This window comes from Bartonella doshiae NCTC 12862 = ATCC 700133 (genome assembly GCF_000278155.1).
GTDB classification, from domain to species: Bacteria; Pseudomonadota; Alphaproteobacteria; order Rhizobiales; family Rhizobiaceae; genus Bartonella; species Bartonella doshiae.
The window spans coordinates 79437-105606 of record NZ_JH725097.1; the positions used below are offsets into that span (position 1 = coordinate 79437).

At 37.0% G+C, this 26170-nt stretch carries 20 protein-coding genes, 1 tRNA gene and 1 pseudogene; 9 read left to right on the forward strand and 13 right to left on the reverse strand.

What is annotated here, in order from left to right:
* Positions 1 to 17 precede the first annotated feature (17 nt).
* Complete coding sequence (locus MCS_RS07080; protein ID WP_004856927.1) at positions 18 to 1448, reverse strand: amino acid permease; 1431 nt, start codon at positions 1446 to 1448, stop codon at positions 18 to 20.
* A gap of 172 nt (positions 1449 to 1620) precedes the next feature.
* Here MCS_RS07080 and MCS_RS08930 point away from each other — a divergent pair, with 172 nt between their 5' ends.
* Entirely contained in the window at positions 1621 to 1956 is a 336-nt protein-coding gene (locus MCS_RS08930; RefSeq protein WP_004856930.1) for a hypothetical protein, read from the forward strand.
* Positions 1957 to 2384: 428 nt separating this feature from the next.
* Here the strand turns inward: MCS_RS08930 and MCS_RS08245 are convergent, their stop codons facing one another.
* Positions 2385 to 2525, reverse strand: a complete 141-nt coding sequence (locus tag MCS_RS08245) for a SlyX family protein (protein ID WP_081486275.1) — start codon at positions 2523 to 2525, stop codon at positions 2385 to 2387.
* 446 nt (positions 2526 to 2971) lie between these two features.
* On the opposite strand from MCS_RS08245, the gene MCS_RS07090 reads away from it, so the two are divergent.
* Positions 2972 to 3047 (forward strand) — tRNA-Thr (locus tag MCS_RS07090).
* A 66-nt stretch (positions 3048 to 3113) separates the two neighbouring features.
* Here the strand turns inward: MCS_RS07090 and MCS_RS08775 are convergent.
* Positions 3114 to 3308 (reverse strand): annotated as a pseudogene (locus tag MCS_RS08775) (helix-turn-helix transcriptional regulator); the annotation flags it as partial.
* A 1321-nt stretch (positions 3309 to 4629) separates the two neighbouring features.
* On the opposite strand from MCS_RS08775, the gene MCS_RS07100 reads away from it, so the two are divergent.
* The 4 genes from MCS_RS07100 (at position 4630) to MCS_RS07115 (ending at position 7075) form a co-directional block, all read left to right on the forward strand.
* Positions 4630 to 5292, forward strand: coding sequence for a lysozyme (locus MCS_RS07100; protein ID WP_004856932.1), 663 nt, complete (start codon positions 4630 to 4632; stop codon positions 5290 to 5292).
* The gene (locus tag MCS_RS07105) at positions 5289 to 5516 is read left to right on the forward strand and encodes a hypothetical protein (RefSeq protein ID WP_004856934.1); all 228 of its coding nucleotides are present in this window, start codon (positions 5289 to 5291) and stop codon (positions 5514 to 5516) included. The genes MCS_RS07100 and MCS_RS07105 overlap by 4 nt, the downstream gene beginning before the upstream one ends.
* Positions 5517 to 5644: 128 nt before the next feature.
* The gene (locus MCS_RS07110; protein WP_004856937.1) at positions 5645 to 5863 is read left to right on the forward strand and encodes a hypothetical protein; all 219 of its coding nucleotides are present in this window, start codon (positions 5645 to 5647) and stop codon (positions 5861 to 5863) included.
* Positions 5864 to 6181: 318 nt separating this feature from the next.
* On the forward strand, positions 6182 to 7075 hold the full coding sequence (locus MCS_RS07115) for a YopJ/AvrA family T3SS effector serine/threonine acetyltransferase (protein ID WP_004856940.1): 894 nt from the start codon (positions 6182 to 6184) through the stop codon (positions 7073 to 7075).
* Between the two features lie 527 nt (positions 7076 to 7602).
* Here MCS_RS07115 and lldD read toward each other — a convergent pair.
* Entirely contained in the window at positions 7603 to 8754 is a 1152-nt protein-coding gene (lldD, locus tag MCS_RS07120; protein WP_004856942.1) for an FMN-dependent L-lactate dehydrogenase LldD, read from the reverse strand.
* A gap of 959 nt (positions 8755 to 9713) precedes the next feature.
* The gene (locus MCS_RS07125; RefSeq protein ID WP_004856944.1) at positions 9714 to 10802 is read right to left on the reverse strand and encodes a 2'-deoxycytidine 5'-triphosphate deaminase; all 1089 of its coding nucleotides are present in this window, start codon (positions 10800 to 10802) and stop codon (positions 9714 to 9716) included.
* Positions 10803 to 11109: 307 nt separating this feature from the next.
* Here MCS_RS07125 and mutL point away from each other — a divergent pair, with 307 nt between their 5' ends.
* Both mutL and MCS_RS07135 read left to right on the forward strand, forming a co-directional pair.
* Complete coding sequence (gene mutL, locus MCS_RS07130) at positions 11110 to 12957, forward strand: DNA mismatch repair endonuclease MutL (RefSeq protein WP_024864232.1); 1848 nt, start codon at positions 11110 to 11112, stop codon at positions 12955 to 12957.
* Between the two features lie 118 nt (positions 12958 to 13075).
* Positions 13076 to 13318 carry a DUF2093 domain-containing protein gene (locus MCS_RS07135; RefSeq protein ID WP_004856952.1) on the forward strand — a complete coding sequence of 81 codons (243 nt, stop codon included), beginning with the start codon at positions 13076 to 13078 and terminating at the stop codon, positions 13316 to 13318.
* 675 nt (positions 13319 to 13993) lie between these two features.
* On the opposite strand, the gene MCS_RS07140 is transcribed toward MCS_RS07135, so the two are convergent.
* From MCS_RS07140 to MCS_RS07160, 5 genes are all read right to left on the reverse strand, one after another.
* On the reverse strand, positions 13994 to 14230 hold the full coding sequence (locus tag MCS_RS07140; protein ID WP_004856954.1) for a DUF4170 domain-containing protein: 237 nt from the start codon (positions 14228 to 14230) through the stop codon (positions 13994 to 13996).
* A 46-nt stretch (positions 14231 to 14276) separates the two neighbouring features.
* Positions 14277 to 15080 (reverse strand): 3'(2'),5'-bisphosphate nucleotidase CysQ, encoded by an 804-nt coding sequence (locus MCS_RS07145; RefSeq protein ID WP_024864233.1) that lies wholly within the window; start codon positions 15078 to 15080, stop codon positions 14277 to 14279.
* On the reverse strand, positions 15067 to 16398 hold the full coding sequence (locus MCS_RS07150) for a TldD/PmbA family protein (protein ID WP_004856959.1): 1332 nt from the start codon (positions 16396 to 16398) through the stop codon (positions 15067 to 15069). Before MCS_RS07150 ends, MCS_RS07145 begins: the two co-directional genes overlap by 14 nt.
* Positions 16399 to 17060: 662 nt before the next feature.
* Entirely contained in the window at positions 17061 to 17618 is a 558-nt protein-coding gene (gene rsmD, locus MCS_RS07155; protein ID WP_004856966.1) for a 16S rRNA (guanine(966)-N(2))-methyltransferase RsmD, read from the reverse strand.
* A complete protein-coding gene (locus MCS_RS07160) occupies positions 17599 to 18999 on the reverse strand; it encodes a pseudouridine synthase (RefSeq protein WP_004856968.1) in 1401 nt (466 codons plus the stop codon). The genes rsmD and MCS_RS07160 overlap by 20 nt, the downstream gene beginning before the upstream one ends.
* 496 nt (positions 19000 to 19495) lie before the next feature.
* Here MCS_RS07160 and MCS_RS07165 point away from each other — a divergent pair, with 496 nt between their 5' ends.
* Complete coding sequence (locus MCS_RS07165; RefSeq protein WP_004856974.1) at positions 19496 to 19942, forward strand: nucleoside deaminase; 447 nt, start codon at positions 19496 to 19498, stop codon at positions 19940 to 19942.
* Positions 19943 to 20324: 382 nt separating this feature from the next.
* Here MCS_RS07165 and ileS read toward each other — a convergent pair whose 3' ends face one another.
* The 3 genes from ileS to MCS_RS07180 all read right to left on the reverse strand — a co-directional run bounded on the left by ileS (position 20325) and on the right by MCS_RS07180 (position 26012).
* Positions 20325 to 23249 carry an isoleucine--tRNA ligase gene (gene ileS / locus MCS_RS07170; protein ID WP_004856977.1) on the reverse strand — a complete coding sequence of 975 codons (2925 nt, stop codon included), beginning with the start codon at positions 23247 to 23249 and terminating at the stop codon, positions 20325 to 20327.
* Between the two features lie 250 nt (positions 23250 to 23499).
* On the reverse strand, positions 23500 to 25008 hold the full coding sequence (locus MCS_RS07175) for an outer membrane protein (RefSeq protein ID WP_004856981.1): 1509 nt from the start codon (positions 25006 to 25008) through the stop codon (positions 23500 to 23502).
* Between the two features lie 158 nt (positions 25009 to 25166).
* On the reverse strand, positions 25167 to 26012 hold the full coding sequence (locus MCS_RS07180) for an outer membrane protein (RefSeq protein WP_004856986.1): 846 nt from the start codon (positions 26010 to 26012) through the stop codon (positions 25167 to 25169).
* Positions 26013 to 26170: the final 158 nt, after the last annotated feature.

Below are 26170 nucleotides of genomic sequence, written 5' to 3' on the forward strand. Positions count from 1 at the left end.
CTTTTACCTTTTTAGAACTATCGCTTAACTTTATAGCCCAATAGCAAAAGTAAAAACCATAAAGGAATGATAATGACCGCTAAACTCATATCAGGCATCTGTACAGGAATATGCGCTTCAATACAGGTCATTCTTAACCCTAACCTTCCAAAAAGCAGAGTCATTAACCCATTCTGCCCAAAGCCACTTACAAACATAATACACAATAGTAATGCAAGAAAACCAAGACACAGATAGTTGGCATAAGGATATAAACCAAAAGCGTAAATAAATGATCCTTTTCTATCCTTATATGTTTTTCGAAATTTTAAATGAACAATAACAATAATTGCCCAAGTAATAACCGCTGCAGCAGTTGCAAGTGCCATGATCCGCATAAAACTATTGTCCGGAACAAGAATATTAACAACAACAATTATCGCAGTGCAAAGTGATGAAAAAAGGATAGCAACATAAGGAACACGCGCAGCGCTCAATTTACTAAAAATATGTGGTGCGTTTTTTTGTATGGCTAAGCTATAAAGCATACGACCATTAGAATAAATGCCACTATTATAAACTGAAATGGCAGCCATAATGACAACAAAATTCAAAATATGCCCCGCTGCTGGAATTCCTATAGTTTCAAAAATTGTCACAAAAGGACTACCATTCTCCCCAATCATATTCCATGGGCTTATCATCATAATAACGCTAATAGAACCAACATAAAAAATTATAATCCTCCACATAACTTTACGAATAGCCGTTGGAATTGTTTTTTGTGGATTTGATACTTCTCCAGCAGCAATACCAATAAGCTCTGTCCCACCAAAAGAAAACATCACAACGCAAGTGGCCAAAACAACTCCCATTGCACCATAGGGAAAAAAGCCACCATGATCCCAAAGATGACTAATACTCGCTTGATTTTCACCTATTCCAACGATGATAAGAAAAATACCAAAAACAATCATACCAATAACAGCCGCGACTTTAATCAAAGCAAAGCCAAATTCAAATTCTCCGTAAAGACGAACATTAAATAAATTAATTAATGTCACTAACAAAAGAACAACAAAGGACGATTTCCAATGATCAATCATAATCCAATGATCAAGATAAAATCCGATAACCGTAAGTTCGGTCATACTAACAAGAATGTAAAGAAACCAATAATTCCAACCAGTTATAAAACCAGCTAAACTCCCCCAATATTTATAGGCAAAGAAACTAAAAGCACCAGAAGCTGGTTCTTCTACTGACATCTCACCCAACATACGCATAATGAAATAGATAATAAGTCCCCCAAAAAGATAAGCGAGAATAGCCGAAGGGCCGGCTAATTTTATGGATTCCGTCGATCCATAAAAAAGGCCTGTTCCAATAACTCCTCCCAAAGCAATCATTTGAATGTGACGATTTTGAAGACTACGCTTCAATTCATTGTGGTTTTCTTCAGATATCATCTCTCATTACTCTTATTAACTTGAATCTTAATTTTTAGTAAAATAATCACTTGCAATTTCGCATATTTTTAAAAACCAATAAAAAACAAACGTAAGTTATTTTTCTTTCCACAATGCAACTCTTTGTTTTTCTCTGCGTTACACAAATGTCTATTAAAATGATAAGAAAAATATGCTCCGTCCTTTAATTAAATTGATAGCTTTCATTTTTGTTACGTTGACAATTATAATATCTGTCATTGATAGTGCATATTCTGTAAATACATCACATTGGACGACAACACCCTTCAATAAAATGTTAGTCAATCTCCTGCAAACTGATATCTACACTTTTAACCAATCTATACGCACTACCGTTCCTCCTTTTTTGTCCTCAATTTGCATCACTCTTACTGCTTTACCAGCATGGTCTATCTTTGGTGCTTTAGCAACAATATTTTGCACCTTGAGTTATGATAAACAAAAACCTTTTCATAAAATTTCATATACAAAAGGAAAATACAGTTGATAGTATGAAGATTTTTCTCAAGCCCATTACAAACAACACATCTTAGAGAGCTTTATCCTATCAAAAATGCAGAAAACCATTTTATTCATGAACATAAATCGACAGTAGCCTATGAAGAATGATAACCAACCTTATAATCATTATAGGCAACTATGGTATGTGCTCATTTTTGTCAATGAGACGCATTTAAGCACTAAGATTTCATCTCCAATCCCATTTATAAAAAAACTGTATAGAAAAACCGAATCTGTTGAAAATGGCTAAATTTGTCTATGATTCCTAATTTATTCCCTCAACAAACTTCTTTTTATTTTTCAACTCCATAATCGCATAAAAAAATTCATAAAAAAACATGAATACTTTATCTTATGGAGTGAAAGTTAAAAATAATGATGAAGCAAAGATCTTATACAATCTATCCTACAGACCTAACAAAATACATTAAATTTTTTAGATACTTCATTTAAACTTTTCCATTGATCTGTTACCACATAAGAAAGTTCCTCGATGAACTTTGCTTGATAAGCAATCTTCATTTCTAATTCTATCAGCCGATCTTCATCTGACATGGCTCTCACTACATCTTAAATAAAAAAACATTCAATTTTATTTCATCCCCCTCTTTATCTCCATTCCTATAAGAATGAGAAGAGACATTTCTAAAAAGTCTACTTATCTTATATTCATATCACAAAGACTGATGGAATTTTTATTTCCAAAATAACTTGTTCAGAAAATTTCTCCCCTTTCATAGTAGCAGTAGATGTCTTTACCTATAAAAAATATTTGATACCATTATCGATCTTAAAGATGCACTTTTTATATTAAGTTTTAAGCGTGAATATAATCATATGACACTGCTCCTCATTCTCACTTTCTCAACCTCATTTGCCTCCTTAAATAACTACCACATTTCACCAATTATTGAAAAAAATGCACTCTTGCTTTTGTACATAGTTTTGACTATTACCATCAGGCTGAAGACTTCTGTTTGATTAACGTACATATCTATGCTGCCGCATTAGCTCAGTTGGTAGAGCACATCATTCGTAATGATGGGGTCGCTGGTTCGAATCCGGCATGCGGCACCATTTTATTTCTTCAGCATATTGAAATATATAGATTTTTTCTTTAAAGAGCTATTTTTAGATCACCCTTTACGGTTTATAAAACTTTACCTCATTTGCTCCTATTTTTTCCTTATTTTTCTTTGATGTGAATACTAAAATCTCCTTCTTTCTCCACCTCACTGCTCTCCCTAGCATACAGGGTTGGGGGAACTCTCCTTGAAGAAGCTAATTGCGAATCGTTGTTGTTGATACGCTAAAAAGTTGTGCACATTCACGCGTTGTTTATAAGAAGCAACACATATTTACGGCGTTGTTACTCCTCGTTGTGCTCTATGACAATAAGTCCCAATTGAATAAGGAACAAAGGAAAGCTGCTACCAGCATTGATCATTGATATCTTGTCAACACGGATTGGCACATGTGTCAATTATGATATACACATTGCGGCGCTGATTGATACATCATTTTTTATTTTAATAAGTAATTTCACAGCGAATTTTGTCTAAATATGTATCTTAATATGACAAAAAAAGTTATTTTTTAAGCACTTAGAAAACAAAATGGAAAATATTCAAATTAACTGTAGATTTTCTCAATGAAACATGTATAATACGTTATGTATTTTGAATATGGTTTTATGCAAATAAATAAATACAAAATGTTTAATTGCGGTATATTTTTTCAGTTTAATATCAACTTATGCTTGTAGTGCAAAAGTTGATATAATTCTTAAAGAGTGAATGTGTATTACTTTGTAACTTATTGTAATATTATATTTTTCTTGGAGAGTTTTTTGTTGGTAGGCAGATTGATGATTTTTCAAGTAAAACTGCTTTAAGTAACTTTTAAAGATGCTGATACTGGAAAATGGGTATGCGTTAATGAAAATTTGTTATCTGAATCTTTGAAATCTATGAGTAGTTTTGCAGATTTTAGAGAGATTTCTGGGTAGAGATATCGATGTGGTCCAGCACTGTAAAGAGAATATAAATTTAAATTAAGCGGGTGAAAAGTAATGTAAAACAATATGTTAGTACAATTTAGTATTGGTGTTAACTTTGCAAAAGATAATAATGTTGTCATGTGGCGTTAGTTATTGTTTGTTTTTAGGAAAAAGAAATTTGCAAAGGAAAAACTGAGAATTAGCCAGAAGATCAATGATCTTCTTATTTGTACACCTTGCAAGTTCTTATTTCTTTAGCTTACCGTGAAAGTTATTCTTTTAGGTAGTAATGTGGAGTGTATTCAATGGGATATTGTAAGTATGATTTGTCGTTCAACAAATGAATACACAAGGTAATGTTTATTCATAGAGTTTATGAAGTAAACTGTACAAGAAGCTGTAGAAAGCCATCGAGAGATTTTTTAGTTACACGTTTTATTTATTAAAAATTGTTGTTTTTTTAAGCAGAAAAGAGATTAATAACTACAAAATGGATAATAATTAATGTAACTTTTGTTTTAATGAAGAAGCGGCATAGGTTTTACTCCCTATCGCACAGATCTTTCAATTTTAATGAGTTACTTTTTTATGGAAAGGTAAGTTTTTAATTTTCACTTCATGTCCTGCTTTGTGTGGGGCTTTTTTATGGGATTAAAGATAATGCGAAAAATATCAAAAGAAGGGCTTGCACTCATTAAGCAATTGGAGGGTTTGCGTTTAAGTGCTTATGAAGATGCTATCGGTGTGTGGACGATTGGTTATGGACATACAAGCGCTGCCGGTGCTCCAGATGTCTATAAGGGCATGCAGATTACAGAAAAAGAGGCAGAAAAGATCCTTCTTCAAGATTTGAAACAATTTGAAGATCACATTAAATACACTGTTACTGTTCCTTTAAGTGATAAGCAGTTCGCAGCACTTGTATCGTTTTGCTATAATGTTGGAACAGAAGCTTTTTGTCGCTCTACACTCCTAAAAAAGCTTAATCAAGGAAATTATGAAGCTGTACCAATTGAATTGCAAAAATGGACAAGAGCAGGAGGAAAGCGTCTTCAAGGTCTTATCAATCGTCGAGCAGCCGAAGCGTGGCTATGGGCTCAGGGAGCTCATGTATCTCCAAATTATCAAAGAGTAGAAGCACAAGGCGTAACGGGTATTTGCAAAGTAGAAGCTCTTGCACCAATTATAGGTTCTTTCTCAGGGCTTGGAGGACTTTTCGCAGGAAATGGTCCTATTCAATGGGCTTTAGCAGGCATTATGGTTTTGGCTGCTTGTACGGCTATGGTATATATTGCTAAACGCTTTCAGGAGCATCGTCTATGATCTTATGGATAAAAAAATATCTGACGGTAATAGCAACAATCTTGGCAGCTTTTTTTATAGCTTTAGTAAAAGCCTTTTTTCTTGGAAAAAAAGCTGAGCAGAAAAAACAAACAGAGAAAGCTTTAAACACAGCAAAAACGCGGATTGAGATAGAGAATGAAATTAACAAGAAAAGTGATGCTAATGTGCGTACTGAGCTTTCTAGCTGGCTGCGCAACGAATGAACGAACCTCTTGTCTTGGATGGCTGCCAATTTATTTGGACCTAAAAGATCTTAATGTGATTAGCCCAAGTTTGGCAAGAGATATCCTAAAACATAACATGCAAGGTGAACGTCTGTGTGGATGGAAGCATGGACAAAAAACAAAGTAATAGAAACATAGAATTTACAGAATTAGAAAAACAGCTTCTTCATGAGATAATTAATACTTACCAAGGTATAAAAATAGTATCTCGCTATGTGAAATGGAGTGTTTTTATTTTATTCTTATTAGTTATTGATTTTGTGCATCTTATAGATGCGATAGATGATATCCATATACATTTGAAGCAGTGGTTCTCTAAGGATTGAAAATCTGTTATGATAAAGAAAAAGGCTTCGCAAAAACCTCCTTCTATGAATTGTAGTATCAAAACACAGTTCAGAGTGTGTACAAAACTCGGCTCATAAGTTTTTAACAAAAGGTCCACAATTAAAAGAAATTTTGAATTTCCCAATACTTTATATCTGTCGTTGAAAGCCCAGAAGCAAGCAAAGTGCTTTCGTTAATCTGTAAAGTAAAATATCTTGATTACCTTTCAGCTTTCAAAAGTGGGGAGATGGTTAATATAAAACATCATTTAGCCAAAAAACTATTATTTTACCTCCATGTTAAAATGGAGATTAATTATGCCAAAACTAAGAGATTTACTAAATAAAATCCGTGGTTCAAAACAAAAAAAAGAAAATGCTGTACATAGGAAAAGACACGATTTTGTATTTGGGGATGATGAAACATTAGAAAGTATTATTGCGCGTCTAGAGAATGATATCACTAATGGTAATTGGATAGATACCTTTTACGGAAAGATAGATCTCAAAATGATGCCCGCCTTGGTAAAGCAAGCAAACAAAAAATACCCACAAATGAAACTTAAATTTTCTCCAACACCAGAAGATATTCCTACATTAATAAAAAACACAATCGATGATGGAATTCAATCTTCTAGAATAATAGTTAACCTAGAAGACGACGCAATCCATTTTGCAGTAATCGATCATAAAACCGTCGATGATAAGATATCCCTAATATTATTTGAATCTGTAGCATTCAAACATATGCCACCGACCATGTTAGCAATGAGGGCAAAAATAGCCCTTGAAGAAAGTCAATTGCCTAATTATCATTTTTCTATGGTGGAAATGGATATTCAACGAAGTGCTTCTGAATGTGGGATTTTTAGTGTGGCTCTAGCCAAAAAACTCTATCTTGAATCCAATAAATTAAGGAGATTACACAAAGACAATGTTAACGGTATCTTATGTAAACCAGATACTCTCTTTGTATCTTCTGATGAATTGGATCATTATCTGCCCGTCACTTTTTACAAACATGTGCAAAGTGTAAATCGTCTCAATGAGTATATAAAATCAAATCCACAAGCTAAAAAGGAAATCGTTAACAAGAAGGGTGAAAATATTCATAAGAGGTTTAATAAGAACTCAGTTGTAATAGAGAGTAAAAATGTATCTGTTTCTCCGCACAAAAAAAGAGTTTCCGAATATAAAGCTCTAATAAGATGAATGTAAAACTCTGATTAAGTTATGATATAATTTTTTAATATTGCGTACAAAATTGTATATTCAAATTTGTTTACTTTAGCGAACTCTTCTGTTTTTACAGTTGGTAATATATTAACTGCGTAAAATAGCTTCATGCTAAGCTAGAATTTAGCTGTTGTATCAAAAGAACAAGCTAATCTTAGTGCTATATCGGGAGTCAGTGTACTACTTTCTGCAATAATACATTCTATCCGAATACATAGAATATAGTTTTGCATGTAAATTTGTAACATTAAGAATACCATATACACCAATTTGTAATGGAAGCCAATTGGACGTTTTAGCAAATTATGAAATCAGTTCAGATAGTATAACGCAAACTGTGTTAGCAATGAAATAATGTATTTACCTAAATGGACTATCCATAAAAAATATTGTAAATTATTGAGGATGCAAAAAGGCCGTATAGCAATAAACATATAAAGTGCATTTTTTCTGCTTACAATGAAACAAACTTTACTCTTTTAAAAAGTTCAGAAACGCTCCCTTTATTGGCCAACGGTCTTTACTCTTGTTAAGCTCTCCTGTGTAATTTCTTTAATTGTACTTACACCAGTCAATGTCATGGCAACCCGCATTTCATTAGCAAAAAGATCAAGAAGATGAGCAACCCCTTTCTCACCCACTGCAGCAAGTGCATAAACAAAAGAACGACCAATCATAATGGCATCCGCCCCCTGTGCTATCATGCGTACAACATCAAGACCAGAACGAACACCAGAATCTGCTAAAATGGTCAAATTACCCTTTACAGCTTTCGCAATTGCTGGCAATGCCCGTGCAGTTGACAACACACCATCAAGTTGACGTCCACCATGATTGGAAACAACAATACCATCAGCACCAAACCGCACTGCTTCACGCGCATCCTCTGGATCAAGAATACCTTTCAGAATCATTTTTCCCTTCCAAAAATCTCGAATCCATTGCAAATCAGACCAACCAATTGAAGGATCGAAATTTGCACCAAGCCAACCAACATAATCGTCTAATGCAATCTGCTTTTTGAGATAAGCGGAAACATTACCAAGATCATGCGGACGCCCCATAACACCAACATTCCAAGCCCAATGCGGATGGGTAAAAGCTTGTAAAATACGGCGTAATCGAGCATAAGACCCAGACATCCCGGAATGCGCATCACGATAACGTGCACCAGGAACCGGCATATCAACTGTAAAAACTAATGTACGTACACCAGCCAACCAAGCCCGCTCTAATGCATCTCGCATGAACCCACGATCTTTGAGAACATAAAGTTGAAACCAAAATGCACTTCCAACCGCTTTCTGCACTTCTGCAATAGGACAAACAGAAACTGAGGATAGTGTAAAAGGAATGCCCTTTGCAACTGCCGCACGTGCAGCTTGCACCTCACCACGGCGTGCATACATGCCCGTTAGCCCAACAGGGGCAAGTATAATTGGCAAATCAAGTGTTTGATCAAAAAGCTTAGTTGAAAGATCAACTTCACCAACCCCTTTCAGAATCCTTTGACGCAGTGCAAGTTCCTGAAGATCTGTATAATTACGGCGCATTGTTTCCTCAGCATAAGCACCACCATCAATATAGTGAAAAAGAAAAGGAGGAAGCCGACGTTTTGCTGCTTTGCGATAATCAAATGTTGAGGAAATAATCATGAATGGTACCACTGTTTCTGAATGAAAAACGAAAACATCCTAAGACCAATAAACCCCAACCCGCGCTGCATATTCTCAACGCCCCAATAGAACAAACATTACATTCAGTAAATACAAACAATAAAGATTGCAACTTAAAAAAATATCAATGAATACAACGTTTTTATTTCTCTTTTTCAGATTTAAAACTTCATAGTGCTCGCCCTTAATCAATAATGTACACACGATAGGTCATTTATATGTACTAAGAATTAAGATAACAGCCCCTCTAACCAACATCTCTTCAAAAGATATGGCTTAATTACTTCTTGCCATCTTAAATGATCCATCACAAAGGTGTATCATATTATATCACATATGGAGCTGAAACCAATTATTGAGTATATGCTACTATTCCCCCATAAAGACAAAAATGCTATTCATAAAACTGAAAACTAAACCGTTGAATGCATCTAACAATTTTTTCATATCAACATCCAAACTTCTGTAGATTTCCTGCTTATTCAAATTTATTATGCCAAGCATCTATTATTGGAGGTAGAGCATTTTCAAAAAAATTCAATATTCTTATGCATTAAGGAGAAATTTAGCTTTGGTTATGTAATTATTCAATCATTCTATAAATTAATTACACACAAAAAAGTGCCCTCATACAATCACCAAAAGAACAGTCGAATCAAAAATAATATAAAAACGTGCAAACAATATCACTAGAACAGTTTCTGAAAAAGCTGCTACTGTACCGTTTTTGAATGTTTATTTGTTTACCTTTAATGACATTTTACATAGAAAAAAATACAAATATCGTCATTCCAATTCTAATATAGATAATGGAACCTGTCGCAGCACCCCATATCGGACATTGAATTTGAAAAGCTATCAACCATCATTGTATCCTATTCACGAAAATTACAACTTTTCCTCAAACAATACACTTTATCAAAGTCTATATTCCATACTCATTTAAAATGCTTAGATAACTTTAATCCTTGTGCTTGATAATGTGAACCAACGCCATGCCCATAAAGAGCTAACGGCCTATTGAGCATATGTTCATATACTAAACGACCAATAATTTGACCATGCTCAAGAATAAATGGAACTTCATGGCTACGGACTTCCAAAACGGCCCGTGCTCCTTTTCCACCCGCTTCTACATGACCAAATCCTGGATCAAAAAAACCTGCATAGTGCACTCTAAATTCACCAACGAGAGGATCAAAGGGAGTCATTTCAGCAGCATAAAGTGGAGGAACATGAATCGCTTCTCGCGAAACTAAAATATAAAATTCATTAGGATCAAGAACGAGTTCCCCTTGATTACGATCAAAAAGAGGTTCCCAAAAATCTAAAACGTGCGCAGCAGCATGTCTATCAATATCAATAACACTCGTATGGCGTTTACTTCGATACCCTACAAGACCATTTTCATCCCCTTGCAAATTAATGGAAAGCCCAACACCACCATCGCTAATATTAGGAAAATCAGCTGATATCAGCGTTTCTTCCTTATGCAAAGTGTATAGTTCAATTTCATTTAAATAACTTTGCCCCTTGCGAAATCGAAGCTGAGACAAATGGGAACCAGCACGCACCAAAATTGGAAATGTACGTGGGCTAATTTCAAGATAAAGCGGACCATGATAACCTGCACAAATTTTATCAAATTCCTGTGCATTATCCGTAATCACACGTGTAAAAATATCTAATCGTCCTGTAGAACTTTTAGGGTTGGCAATTGCAGATAAAGTTTTAGGTAGAGCTAAATTTTCTAAAAGAGGAACAATATAAACACAACCGGTTTCCAAAACAGCTCCATCCTGTAAATCAAATTCGTGCAACTTTAATCGTTCGAGCTTATCTAAAACCGTTGCTTCAGGCCCCGGCATAAAAGAAGCACGGATACGGTAAGCCTTATCTCCTAAACGAAGATCAAGACTTGCAGGTTGTATTTGAGTTGCATCAAATGGCCAAAAGGCCTTAAGAATACCATTATCAATTAAAGCTTGTATATCACTATCTGCTAAAATACCGCTCATACGCGCCATTTGCCTTGCCTTCCATTTTCTACTTTGCTTCTTTTTCATCTCAGATTATTGATGGTGTAAGCTACTCTAGGTGTTAAGAATTTCCCTCCGTTCTTGTCAATCACTTTTCTGCCATAATTGCTAATAGAATAGCTAAAATGATAAAACAGTACTTGGTACAATAGTCTTTGAAAGTATATATTCCCTAAATAATAGTCATTTTAAAAAGAATATCTTTCACACTCTCTCATTCTTGAATATTGAGCAAATGATGTTATCATCATTTAAGGCTTCTCTAAAATCCATAGGAATCTTATTAGAATTTATGATGATTATACGCCATCTCAGCGAAAATATTATTAATCAAATTGCTGCCGGAGAAGTTATTGAACGGCCAGCAAATGTCGTCAAAGAGCTTGTGGAAAATGCCATTGATGCTGGTGCAACTCGTATTGAAATCGTTACAGCCAACGGTGGAAAAAACTTTATCAAGGTAAGTGATAATGGCTGTGGTATTCCTACTGATCAATTAACCTTAGCTGTTTCTCGCCATTGTACATCAAAAATTACAGATGACGTACATAATATCTGCTTCCTTGGTTTTCGAGGAGAAGCTCTTCCCTCTATTGGTTCTGTAGCTAAACTTAAATTAACCTCACGAACGAAAGATGCTGACAACGCTACAGAAATTAATGTCATAGCAGGGAAAATTGTAGGTCCAAAACCTGCACCTGCCAATCTTGGAACAATTGTTGAGGTTCGCGATCTCTTTTTTGTCACTCCAGCACGATTAAAATTTATGAAAACAGATCGTGCTGAAGCAAATGCCATTACCGATATGATTAAGCGAATTGCTATTGCATTTCCACATATTCGCTTTTCTCTTTCTGGTCCAGACAGAACTTCCTTGGAGTTACCAGCAACAGAAAATAACATCCAAGGACAGCTGCAACGTATCACACAAATTATGGGAAAAGAATTTGCCCCTAATAGCATTGCACTGAATGCTGAACGCGAATCCGTTCGTTTAACTGGTTTTGCCTGTTTACCATCTTTCAACCGTAGCAATAGCCTCCATCAATTTGCTTATGTTAATGGACGTCCAGTACGTGATAAATTTCTATGGGGAGCAATTCGAGGAGCCTATGCCGATGTTATAGCACGAGATCGTTACCCTGTATCCATTCTTTTTATCGATCTGCCACCTGCTGATGTAGACGTTAATGTACATCCAACCAAAGCAGATGTACGATTTCGTGATTCTGGATTAATTCGCGGATTAATTGTTGGAGCAATTCATGAAGCATTACATCAGGCTGGTGTTCGTCCTACTTCAACGCGCTCTGAAGCAATGCTAGCGGCATTTCAGTCACCACAGCCATTAGGAAATTTTAAAAATACTCACCGCTCTTTTTCTTACAGCCCACAGCACTCCCATCTTGTATCAATGGTTCACCAACCACTTGATACTATGAGCTCTCTCAATTTAAAAGAGGACTCCTTCAGAGAAGATCCCCCTCCTCTTATAAAGGGATTAGATACGCCAAGTGGCGATGTCTACATGGAAAACACAGTACCTTCATCAGAAGAATTTTCTTATCCACTAGGAACTGCCAGAGCACAAATCCATAAAAACTACATTATTGCTCAAACACAAGACAGTTTAATCATTGTTGATCAACATGCTGCACACGAAAGATTGGTGTATGAAGCACTCAAAAATGCGCTTTATTCCAAACCGCTTCCTTCACAATTGTTGCTGATTCCTGAAATTGTAGAACTTTCGGAAGAAGATGCAACATGCCTTTTAATGCATAAAGATGCTTTGCAACAATTCGGCTTAGGAATAGAGCCTTTTGGACCTGGTGCAATCGTTGTACGTGAAACACCTTCTATGTTAGGAGAAATCAATGTACAAGCCCTCATTAAGGATCTCGCAGATGAAGTCGCTGAATATGATACTACAAACAATTTAAAAGAAATGCTTGATTATGTTGCTGCAACTATGGCTTGTCATGGTTCAATACGATCGGGACGGCTTTTACGCCCAGAAGAAATGAATGCATTGTTACGACAAATAGAAGCAACACCCAATACAGGTACATGCAATCATGGCCGTCCTACTTATATTGAACTCAAATTAGCTGACATAGAACGGCTTTTTGGTAGAAAATAAGTCAATGTTTATCCCGCCAATGGAGAAAAATATTTTTTATTTCACTCTCGACTTTATTAACATGTCTTATAGCATCTTTCTTGACCAATTCTCACAAAGATAAAAAAGGATTATAAAAATGTTTTCTAATGATGAACGCGAAGCAAAAATCCATTATTCTAATAATGGATATAAAATCGTAGAATATGGAACCTATACTCTTTGCGCTGTCAGTGGACAAAAAATCCCTATAGATGATCTAAAATATTGGAACCATCACAGACAAGAAGCATATGCCAGTTGTGAAATTTCCTATCATCGTGAACTAGAATGCAATCCGTACCTCCGTCAATTATTAAAACAGAGAAAAAATAAACTCTAACCCTTACCTTTAAAATCACCAATTAAAAAAATTCTTGAGAAAAATTAGCTTTCATATCAAACACAAAAGATTTTTAAATCTTTTTGTGCACTCTTAATCTAAGTACATGTATAATCCTTAGCAGTTGTGGCTAGCCATAAGTTGTACACTATTGCCTTTTGGTAAGCTTTTTTAAATTCTTGTTTGTAAAAAACAGTGATGAAAATAAGCTTGCATTATATGACCCTACAATTTTTTAATGAATTGGAAAAATTTAAAAGCCCCGCTGAAGGAACACATAATTTTGTTAATAGAACAACCTTTTTCCTAGTTTTACACACTTTTTCATGCAGAATATTCATAGGTATAATTATTTTTCAGACTTAAAAACATTTTCGAGCATTAACAGCTTTTATCTTCTACCTCTATGAATATGATATATTTACCTGCTTTCCCCTACATCACATACAATTTAAACCCTCACTTCTTTATCAATTGTGCATCTCTTTCTGCATAAGAAAATTAAGAAAACATAGCAAAGCTGCTATAATATGTTTCTCTTACAAAAAGTATTTTAAAATGCACCCTTTCTCTTCGTAATTTCTTTACTCATCCCGATGTAAATTTAACAGATTTAACCTTACTGTATTAGCATAACGAAAAAAACAATAATTGAATGTTCAAACTTTATTCTGCTTAATCCATTTCAGATTCAAGAAATTCATGTAAGTCTACAATATAATAACGTTGTAATGCATTATCTACACTACTTTGCGCTTTTGCCTGCCATGCTTCTTGAGCTGATTGGTAATCTGGAAAAATACCAACCACATCTAAATCATCAAGATTCTTAAACTGATTACTATTAAGATTTTTCAGTTCTCCGCCAAATACAAGATACAAATATTGTTTTTTTTCGTTTGTTTCAGTCATGTGTGCCTCCATATCATTCAGATGATTTTAGCGCGATTTTATGTGATTAACCTAACTTAGCTCGACGAACAATATCTATCATATGTTGGCAGCAATTATTTTTACCAGCGACTAAGAGCCCATATTGATAAGGCTCGCTCCCATAAGATATATAAGGTGCATTAAGTGGTAGAAAGCTTCCCCCACATTCCTGCAAAATAAGATCAGCAGCAGCAATATCCCATTCATGAGAATTGGGACGAACCAACACGATATCAACTTCATCTTGAGCAACAAGAACAATACGATATGCAAGAGAAGGAATGTGATGATAAAAACTGACCTGATTACAAAAATCATCTGACAATTTTTGCGCGAGCGCTTTATCAAGCGAAACTATATATTTACGATTAACCTGAGATGGTAAAAGAGGCAGTTTTCTACCATTTAATGTTGCTCCTCCACCAGTAACAGCCGCATAAACATCCCTTTGAGCCGGACACTGCAAAACACCTACAATAGGGCGTCCATTCTCAATAATAGCAACGGAAATACACCAATAAACACTACCAGAAAGAAAACCGCGCGTCCCATCAATAGGATCAACCACAAAATAGCGTTCATAAATTTGCTGTCCTCGATTGTCTTTTGTTTCTTCTGAAATCCATCCATAATCCGGACGCGCTCCAAGAAGCCTTTCTTTCAAAAAGTCATCAACTGCAAAATCCGCTTCACTGACTGGTGAATTTCCATCTTTAATCCAAACATCTAACGCACACCCAAAATACTTCATCGCCAAATCCCCTGCCTCTCGGCAACTATCAAGCAAAAGCTTTAGATCAGAAGAATAATGTGTGTTATTTTCCTGCAAGTGTCATCCCTTCAATTAACAATGTTGGAGCAGCTGTACTATAACGACGATCAATATCGTTCGCAGGTGTTAAATGCGTTAACATATGGAGCAAATCAGAACCTAATGTGACTTCGCTCACCGGATAAGCAATTTCGCCATTTTCAATCCAAAAACCGGAAGCGCCACGACTATACTGTCCTGTAATAAAATCAATACCATGCCCAAATAATTCTGTAACATAAAATCCACTCTGCAAACCTTTTATCATATCATGCGGCGATACTAAACCCGGTTCAATAGCAAAATTCGTACTCGCTGGCTGCACTAATGATGCCGAACGCACACCATGACCATTTGTTTTAAGACCTAATTCACGCGCTGACGATGATGAAAGAAGCCAATTTTTTAAAATACCATTTTCAATGATATTTAATGTTTTTCCCTCTACTCCTTCTCCATCAAAAGGGCGAGAAGCATTCCCACGCAATCGCAAAGGTTGATCTGTTACATAAACATCAGGTTTCATCACCGCCTTTCCTAAAAAATTTTGTAACAGACTCGTTTTACGCGCCACAGATGCCCCATTCACCATAGACGCAATATGCCCTGCAATTCCACGAGCCGTACGTGGATCAAAAATAACATCAATAACTCCAGTAGCAGCACGAACTGCTCCTAAACGTCGAACTGCACCAACCCCTGCATTCCTTCCTACAATTTCTGCTGCTTTCAAATCAGAAAAATGTAAGGCTGTTGTATAATCATAATCCCTCTCCATCTCTGTACCCTCACCAGCAAGAGCACTGCAAGAACGTGAAAAACAACTGGAACGATAAGACCCCCAAAAACCATCGCTGGTTACAAGAACAAATCCACTATTTCCGTAAGCTGTCGCAGCTCCACCAGAGTTGCTAACCCCTTCAACATCGAGAGCTGCTGCTTCCGTTTTCAAAGCATCTTCTGTTAAAAAATGACTGTGCGGAACAAAATCATCAAAAAGATCAAGATCTTTAGGATGTGTCACCAAACACTCTTTATCTGGTAAACCTTCAAATAAACTGTCAGGAGAAGCTTTAGCCATCGCAACAGCACGCTCTGCAAGTTCTTCCGGATAAGACGATAAATTAGCAGAAACACTTGCTACTTTTTTGCCAACAAAAACCCTGAGTGTAAAATCATTGCTTTCTGAAGCCTCTGTCGTTTCAACTTTTCCAAAACGGACCGATACACTAGTAGAACGTGTGTAAATAATACAAGCATCAGCAGCATCTGCCCCAGAACGCTTTGCCGATTCAACCAAAGAAACAGCTTTATCAATCTGGTTTTTATCAGCCATTATAGACTCCCTGAAATATTAATCATTCATGTTTATAAGCAACGCGATAAATTTATACAAAAATATATCTTTGCATGCTCATCGATTACAAATTATGCACTGTTCATGCATTTTTTCTTTTTCGCTTCTTCTGAAAAGAAGCTTTTTTATAATGCTTTTATGTGTCTGACAAAATTAAATGATTTTTATAAGAGCTTTAGTGCAAAATCTACCCTATGCAATAATCTTATTATATTCAAATGAATAACTCAAAAACAATTCATGAATAATTTGTCTATAAAACACAAATAAATCAGAGATTGAATTTAACATAAATTATAATCTTTATATCATTTTTTAACATCAACTTTTCTCATAAATGCGCATAGCTACGAAATGGGTTTATCTCCACTAAGAACACATCAGCTTATTACAATCACCGCATCGTGAAGATACTGTTTAAGTTTTGATCCAATAATTATTGCAAATTTTATTGTTTTGAGATTCAGACTCTTTTGAAACAATATACTCATGATCGAAACGTATACAGGTAAAAATAATTCTAGAATAATCAGAGATAACAAACGTTTTTATAACTTTATCAAGTACAAAGGTTATTTTTGGACCTTTTTTACACTTATTTTTTCTGTTACAATAAAGCAAACTCTTCCACAAGCCTAAAGCTATAATCGCAATTTATAGAACTTTATTGCTGTATCACCATAACAACGCTCATCTTCTTGATAAAAAGTATCAGGTAAATGGATAATAGCATCTTTTTTTTCTTCAAGCACAAAGAGTGTATTAGCTTTTGCCCATCCTCCTTTTAAAGCCTCCACAAAAGCACGCTCACCCAAGCAATGGCCATAGGGAGGATCTGCGCAGATAACATCAAATGGAAGCATTGTTCCAATATTACCAAGTTTGGTTGCATCACGACGCAAAATCCGCCCGATAGACTGTAATTCAAAAGATTCAATATTTTTTTGAATCAGCCCACGTCCCTCTACAGAGTTTTCTACAAAAACAGCCGCTTTAGCGCCACGTGAAAGTGCCTCAATACCTAAAGCACCTGTTCCAGCAAAAAGGTCAAGAATACGTTTGTTTGTCCAAAACTGTTCTTCTCGGTTGGCAAGAATATTAAAAAGACTTTCACGCGTACGATCACTCGTTGGGCGAATCGACTGATCAACAGGCGCAAACAAAACACGCCCAGCAAATTTACCGCCGATGACCCGCACGTGAGCCTCCAAATGGTTTTGACGTTTTTACACCATGACCACGCTTTTTAGATTTTTTTATAGCACTATCAAATGATTTCGTCTTTCGTCTTCTATCAAAAGAACGTTCATCACTGCTGTCTTTCATCCCTTTCTTTTTTTCCTTAAAAAAACGATCTTTCTTGCCAAAAACATGCGTTTCATCATAGGATGTTTTTCTACGCTTTTGAATCAGATCATCCCCTTTTTCCTTTCGTACCGGGATTTCTGATGGCTTTTCATGACTTTTATGAAAGGCTCTCTTACCTGAAAAATCACTTTTATGCTCATGAGAATGATCCTTATTGTAGGGAAATGTTCTCCGTGTACCCTGCGGACGTGCACCAGGTGCCATCCAAACATTAGAACGACGGGAACGTGGTAAAAAACGCTCTACTTTTCCTTCCTCGTTTTTATCCTTACGTATATTTTCATCAGATTTCGTGCTTAACCGTACTCGACCAGATTTAACAGAACCATCTTTCTGTCTGCGCTGTGCACCTTTCACACTTGAAACAATCCAACCATCATTTGAAATAAAAGATTCTTTATGACTTTGTTTTTCTGCAACAACCGCAGCATTTGAAAATGGCTTAAGAATAGGAGAATCAAAATCTGCATTAGCTTGCATAATCAAACGCTCACCCAATTGATCACGCAATATCCGACCTTTTAGCTCTCGAACAGCGCCTTCCTCTAAATCAGCGAGCTGAAATGGACCATAAGATACACGAATTAAACGATTAACCGATAATCCTAACGCACCCAAAACATTTTTTATTTCACGATTTTTTCCTTCACGCAAAGCTACAGAAAGCCACAGATTTGCTCCTTGCTCACGCTCGATTGATGCCTCAATCGAACCATAGAAAATACCATCAATCGCAATACCATTTTTAAGGTTATCAAGCGCACTTTGTTTAACTTTTCCATGAGCACGAACTCTATATTTACGCACCCAACCTGTTAAAGGTAACTCTAAGACACGTGCTAAGCCACCGTCATTTGTTAATAGTAAAAGCCCCTCCGTATTGATATCAAGCCTACCAACAGAAAGAACACGAGGCATTCCTTTCGGTAAATTACCAAAGACTGTTGGTCTCCCTTCAGGATCTCGGTTCGTTGTGACAAGACCCGCTGGCTTGTGGTAAAGCCATAACCGTGTTCGTTCTATAGGAGACAAAAGTTTTCCATCAACTTTAATAACATCAGAGCGAGTAACATTAAAAGCCGGCGTTGTTACAACTTTATCATTAACAACAACACGACCTGCAATAATCATCATTTCCGCATCACGACGTGAAGCAACACCAGCACGCGCTAACCTTTTGGCAATCCGCTCACTCTCACTGTTTTCATTCATCTGCTTTTCACACCAATCTCTTCCTGTAAATTCAGCAAATTGCTCACACGCACCATACTGCTTATCCCGAAAAACGGAAGTAGCACAATCATTGACTATTTTCTATCCTTTAACAACAATAATGTACTTGTTTACTTGCAAGTTGGTCGTAAATTCTTTTAAAAAACAATGAGATCTTCTTCATTACAAAGAGACCGTTCCGATTATGAATATTATGGGTTCTGCTAAACCCATTCTAATTTTTAAAAATTGGGATTTTAACAATGAAAAAACGAGAATAAAAGTAGTTCCTACAATTTCTACAAATTTAAATGATGCCTTCATACCCAGTATATAGATTCAATTGAGTTCAGAAGAAGAGGCTTAGGATTCGTGTGCTACAAAATTTTTCTGAAATTGAGAACTTTGATGATATAAGATAATTGCTCACTCGCTTCACATCCCCCTCTCTATGCAGAAGCCTTATGGCTCTCTGTTCTTCAAGAGAAAGAACACTATGACATTGACTCCTATGGAAATAGCCCTTTTGGAAGCACAATGGGCAGAAAAAAAAGGCGAAGTCCCCGTGGGCGCCATCATCACACGAGGAAAAACAATTATTGCACGTGCTGGCAACTCCATAAAAGCTACATATGATCCCACAGGACATGCAGAAATGCGCGTTATTCGTACAGCTTGCGAAATACTTCAAAATGAACGGCTATCCGATTGCGATCTTTATGTAACGCTCGAACCTTGCGCTATGTGCGCTGCAGCCATTTCATTTGCACGTATACGACGCCTCTATTACGCAACAAAAGACCCAAAAGGAGGCGCTGTCGAACATGGGCCACGCTTTTATCAACAACAAACCTGTCATCACAAGCCTGAGATCTATACTGGTTTTAAAGAAAAAGAAGCCGCTCAACTGCTTAAGGATTTTTTTACCCAAAAGCGGCGTTAAAAACACCTTTTTTCTTATCTTAATGCTACTTGAGCTCTTTTAAAAAAGCTATCAATTCTTTTTACCAGAGCTCTTTTTCGTAGCATTTTTTCTTTCATTGCTCTTTAATGCTTCACCCTTACCGCTCTTCACAATAAAAGCGGCGTTACCGGTTGATGGGTTGATGATAGCTTAAGACAGCTCAGTAAGATATCGACGCTAATTGGCATTTCCAACTTGCCCTCTCCGACAACGTAAATATTTCCGTGATCTATTAGAAGAGATCAGCTCTATTCATAAAACTTTCTCAAAATACAAAGTAACAGGAATTATCGACACTATAAAACATCCTATTCATCTATAATAAATTTAGATATCTAAAATCCTGTATTTTTTCTTTGACTCAAAACTTTTCAATTTTTCCAAGCATTTGTAATTCCCGTAAAGCAGCAGCATCACGAGCAGATACATCAGGATAAGATGGGTCACTTCCAACATCCTGTGTGTAGCGCCATGAGCGCGCACATTTTTTACCCAAAGCCTTTCCGGGATATACACCAACACCTTCAACATCCCCAAGAGTAAAAGCATCCGAAGGGGGTTCATCATGAACCACTGTGAGAGCACTAGTAATACAAATTTCCGCCATATCCAAATTTTCTAAAGCTTCTAATAAAGCCGGATTAGAAATAAAAACAACAGGTGCTGCTTCTAAAGATGATCCAATACGCTTATCGGCACGTTCAAGCTCTAAAGCACCTGTCACAACTTTACGAACCTGCCGAACTTTTTTCCAACGTCCAGCCAAAGATTCATTTTGCCATTCCTCTCGCGCAGGACGGAATTGCTCCAAATGCACCGAATGACTTTCTGGGTAACGTTCTAACCAAGCCTCTTCCGTTGTAAAAGGCAACATTGGAGCAAGCCATGTGATCATACGTTCAAAAACTTCACGTACAACCTGCAAAGCAGCTTTCCGTTTTTTTGATGATGGTGCATCACAGTAAAGAGAATCTTTGCGGATATCAAAATAGAATGCTGATAATTCAATAATTGAAAAATCTAATAATGCACGCATAATCTTCTTAAAATCAAATTCATTATAGGCTTGATGAATCAACTGATCGAGTTCAAAAAGCCGATGCAATATAAATTTTTCCAGATCCGGTAAAGTATTATAAGATATTTCTTCTCCTTCATCATGCGCTAAAGTTCCAAGCATCCAACGAATTGCATTGCGCAGTTTACGATACGAATCTACATTGGTTTGAATAATTTTCTTGCCTAAACGCTGATCTTCCCAATAATCAGTTGTCATCACCCAAAGCCGAAAAATATCAGCACCAGATGTTTTAATAATCTCCTGTGGTACAACCGTATTCCCCAAGGATTTAGACATTTTCTTGCCATTCTCATCTAAAGTAAAACCGTGTGTGATAACTGTTTTATAAGGAGAACAAGCACGCGTACCACAGCTTTCTAAAAGAGAAGACTGAAACCAACCACGATGTTGATCAGAACCTTCAAAATAAACATCAGCAGGCCATTTCAAATCAGCTCGATCTTCTAGTACAAAACTATGACTTGTCCCAGAATCAAACCACACATCAAGAATATCACGAACCTGAACCCAAGACTCATGCGCACGTTCACCTAAAAAACGTTCACGCGCTCCCTCTGCAAACCATGCATCCGCACCTTCCGCTTCAAAAGCCTGCAAAATACGCACATTAACCTGCTCATCTTTAAGAATAACACCGTCCTCATTTGCAAAAATGCAAATAGGAACCCCCCAAGCCCGTTGACGCGAAAGAACCCAATCAGGGCGATCTGCTATCATAGAAGCCAAACGATTTTGACCAGAAGAAGGAACAAAACGCGTCATCGAAACAGCTTCTAAAGCACGACTGCGTAAAGTTGAACCATCTCCAAAATCTTTATCCATTGAAATAAACCATTGTGGTGTATTACGGAAAATAACCGGTTTTTTTGAACGCCAACTGTGGGGATAAGAATGCTTTAAACGACCACGTGCAAATAATAGATCTGCTTGAATTAAAGCATTGATAACCTCTTTATTAGCATTACCCATCTTTCCATTATCATCAATAACACGCACAGATCCCCCTTCACGGTCCGGTCCAAAACCGGGAGCATCCTTTGTGTAAAAACCACCATCATCAACAGGAAAAGGTATAGACGAATCAATGCCTGTCTGCTCCAAGAAAGGTTTATACGCATTCCAAATTTCAAAATCCTCACGCCCATGGCTAGGCGCTGTATGAACAAACCCTGTACCAGCATTATCCGTTACGTGCGAACCATCAAGTAACGGAATTTTATAGTTATAACCTCCAGCCAAACCTTTTAATGGATGAGAAAGGACAAGATTTTTTAGTTCATCAGCAGAAACAGCACGCAAACGCTTTAAAACAAGCCTTGCTTTTTCAGCACAACCCATAGCCAAATTATCAGCAAAAAGAAGCTTCTCACCAACTTGAGGACCAAAATCATTTTCCGTACTTTCAACCTGATAAACACTATATAAAATCTGCGAGGAATAACTCACCGCGCGATTTCCAGGAATTGTCCATGGGGTCGTTGTCCAAATTACAACATAAGCACCATATAAATCTGTAGAATTTGTTTCCAAAACAGGAAACTTAACCCAAATCACCTCTGATTCATGGTCATGATATTCTATCTCTGCTTCAGCCAAAGCCGTTCGCTCAACAACAGACCACATTACAGGCTTTGAACCCCGATAAACCTGATCAGACATAGCAAATTTCATCAATTCACTGGCGATACGCGCCTCTGCATGAAAAGCCATTGTAGTATAAGGATTCTTAAAATCTCCAACAACACCAAGACGTTTAAATTCTTCACTTTGAACAGTTATCCAATGTTGTGCAAATTCACGACACTCTTGACGAAACTCATTAAGAGGTACATCATCTTTATTTTTTCCTTGTGCACGATATTTCTCTTCAATTTTCCATTCAATAGGAAGCCCATGGCAGTCCCAACCAGGCACATAATTGGCATTAAAACCGCGCATTTGAAAGGAACGGACAATCACATCCTTTAAGACTTTGTTCAAAGCGTGCCCAATATGAATATTGCCATTTGCATAAGGCGGACCATCATGAAGAATGTAAAGTGGACGGTCTTTTGCTTGCTGACGCAATTGCGCATAAAGCCCCATATTTTCCCAGCGCGCCATCAATTCAAGCTCTTTTTGAGGAAGCCCCGCACGCATAGGAAAACTTGTTTGTGGTAAATAAAGAGTTTTTGAATAGTCTATTGTTTCATTTTTCACAGTCATTGTGAAATATCCCTGTCCACTTTTACGATTTCATTTTTGCATAACTTCCCTGAACCCTGCAACTCTGGTTTTTTATCTATAGGGAAAGCCGAGCTCATCATTCGTATTAAGCAGCGATCAAGAAGATACATCATCACGTTTCATGGGCTTTATCATGAAACTATCCTAAAAGGAAACCCCAAAATAACTCTTTCAAAAAAATAAAGGCCCCACCACTGGCAGAGCCTTTAGCCATTCATTCTTAAAAAAATTAGAATTTGTACGCTACACCAACATGAAACTCATTAGTTTTATAATTAATTTCAAGTTTTTCCTTAGCAAATTTCTTTTTACCAAAGTCTGAGTAACGATATTCTGCACGCAACACAACATTATCAGTCATTGCAAAATCAATACCGCCACCCAAAGTATAGCCAATCATCGTATTTGTTTCGTTTACTAATTCCTTAGCAGGGGATGCTTTTTTATCCGATTCCTTTAGCGATACCGATATGATGTCTTGAAGCTGCACATAACTAATACCCCCAGCAATATAAGGCATAATGCGATCAGCAGCAAAACCAATACGCACTCGTGTAGAGCCAGCCCAATTTTCTTTCAAAGTATGATTGAATACTTTAGCACCCTGGTCTTGACTGTGATCAAAACCAAGAGCCGAAATTAACTTCGTAATTTGCTCTACACCATATACATTATTTTCTTTTTCATTTTTAATAGATACATTATGTGTATTATTATGAGGATTTACACCTCCAGAATGTGCACCGTGATAATGACCACTACCGTGTCCAGATCCATGTGGAGAATTACTTCCGTGCCCAGATCCATGTGATACACCATAAGAATGATCGCCAGAGTTAGCTGTATTCACTCCTTTAACAGATGATCCTTCTGACCCTGAAGATTCTGGTCCTGAATGCGCTGATCTTGATAATACCAGTCCACCAGAAGATTCTGATCCTGAACCCGCTGATCTTGCGAAGACCAGTCCAGATGATTGATTAGAAGATGATGCTCCTTCTGATTTTTGGACTCCCTCTACTACTGGTTGCGCTGATTCTGTCTTTGCCGGGGTCGCCGGCTGTGATGATTCTGGCTTTACTGGGGTCGCCGGCTGCGCTGGTGCTGGTTTTACTGGGGTCACCGGCTGTGCTGGTGCTGGTTTTGCTGAGGGCGCCGACTGTGCTGGTTCTGCTGGTGCTGGCTTTACTGGGGTCGTCGGCTGTGCTGATGCTGGTTTTTCTGGGGTTGCCGACTGCGCTGATGCTGGCTTTACTGGGGTCGCCGGCTGCGCTGGTGCTGGTTTTACTGGGGTCGCCGGCTGCGCTGGTGCTGATCTGCGAGATCTTGTTATTAAATTATCTACCGCAGCATTATCAGATGCACTTATGACAGCAGATTTTGTCTCTTTTTTCCCAGACAAAACCAAATCCGTATCAATACCAAACACAAAATTATCGCCAAGGTCAATATTTATACCTGCATAAAAACCACCCGAGAAAGCTGACAGTTTAGGAGTTAAGTCTTTGCTTAGTGGTATGCTTTTGTTCTTATCAACAATGATATTCATATCACTCTTGCTTGAAAAACCACCAGCTTGGAGCCCCAAATAAAAACCTGTCCAACTAAAAGCAGGTGCCACAAGAGTTGGCGAAACAGCTTTTACTGGATGACGAGAAACCATTACATCAGCTGCCTGCGCTGCAGAAGCCGAAATTATAGTAAAAATAGATGCAGTTATTAAACGTTTCGTGTTCATAAAATGTCTCCAAATATACAAAACGAAGCATATATAGGGCATCTATTTAAAAATATCTGTAGTAAAAATGACACAATAACAAAAAAATAGAGGCCCCGTTTTAAACGAGACCTCCTAGCAATTTTGCTTTGCTTTTCGTAAGTTGGTTTTACACTTAATTAGAATTTGTAAGCTACACCAACGCGGAAATCATTAGTCTTGTCACTAAATTCGCGTGTGCTATTTACAAATTTCTCTTTGCCGAAATCAGAGTAACGATATTCCGCACGGACAATAACATTATCAGTCACTGCAAAGTTAAGACCACCACCAAGAGTATAACCAGTCATAGTCTTTGTTTCATCATACAATTGGCCAGGTGCTGTATATACAGTGTCATCTTTTTTCTGTTCTGTAATCCCATAAACACCCTGTATCTGCGCATAGGTAATACCAGCAGAAAGGTAAGGCATAATGCGTGTAGAAACAGCAAAACCGATATGTATGCGTGTAGCACCAGACCATTTTTCGTCGTAAGTATAAGTTTCCTTTATCTTTTGATCCTTAGCAAAAGCTTGACTTGGCTTATTCCCAGCCTTCTCAAAAGCTGTATTTAAAGCTGTGACTTCTTTGTCATCAATAGTTCTTTCTGCATCTTCTTTTTCGTCTTTACCGCTAGCTAAAACAGCATCGGTTTCAATACCTAGAACAAAACCCTGACCAAGTTCTACGTTGTAACCTAAATAAACCCCACCTCTAAAACCAGAAGGCTTAGGTGCATCTACTGTCGTAAAAACATTATTTTTTTCTACGTCTGAATTAATTATTTTGGTATCACTTGAAAAAAGTCCAGCTTGAGCACCAATGTAAAAACCAGTCCAAGAAAATTCAGGGACAGCAACAACTGGTGCTGCTTTAACTTTAACTGGTGCAGCTTGATGAGAAACGATAACATCAGCAGCCTGTACAGTAGAAACTGAAACCAAAGCGACAAGAGAAGTCGTCATTAAAAATTTTATATTCATAAATTTTGCTCCTAATTTATTTATATATGTAGTGCTATACGACAACACTCCAAAAATCTGTAGTAAAAATGACACAGTTACAAAAAAACAGAGGCCCCATTCAAGACAGGACCCCTTAACAACTTTGTTTTTCTTTGTTTTTTTGTAATTCAGTTTTG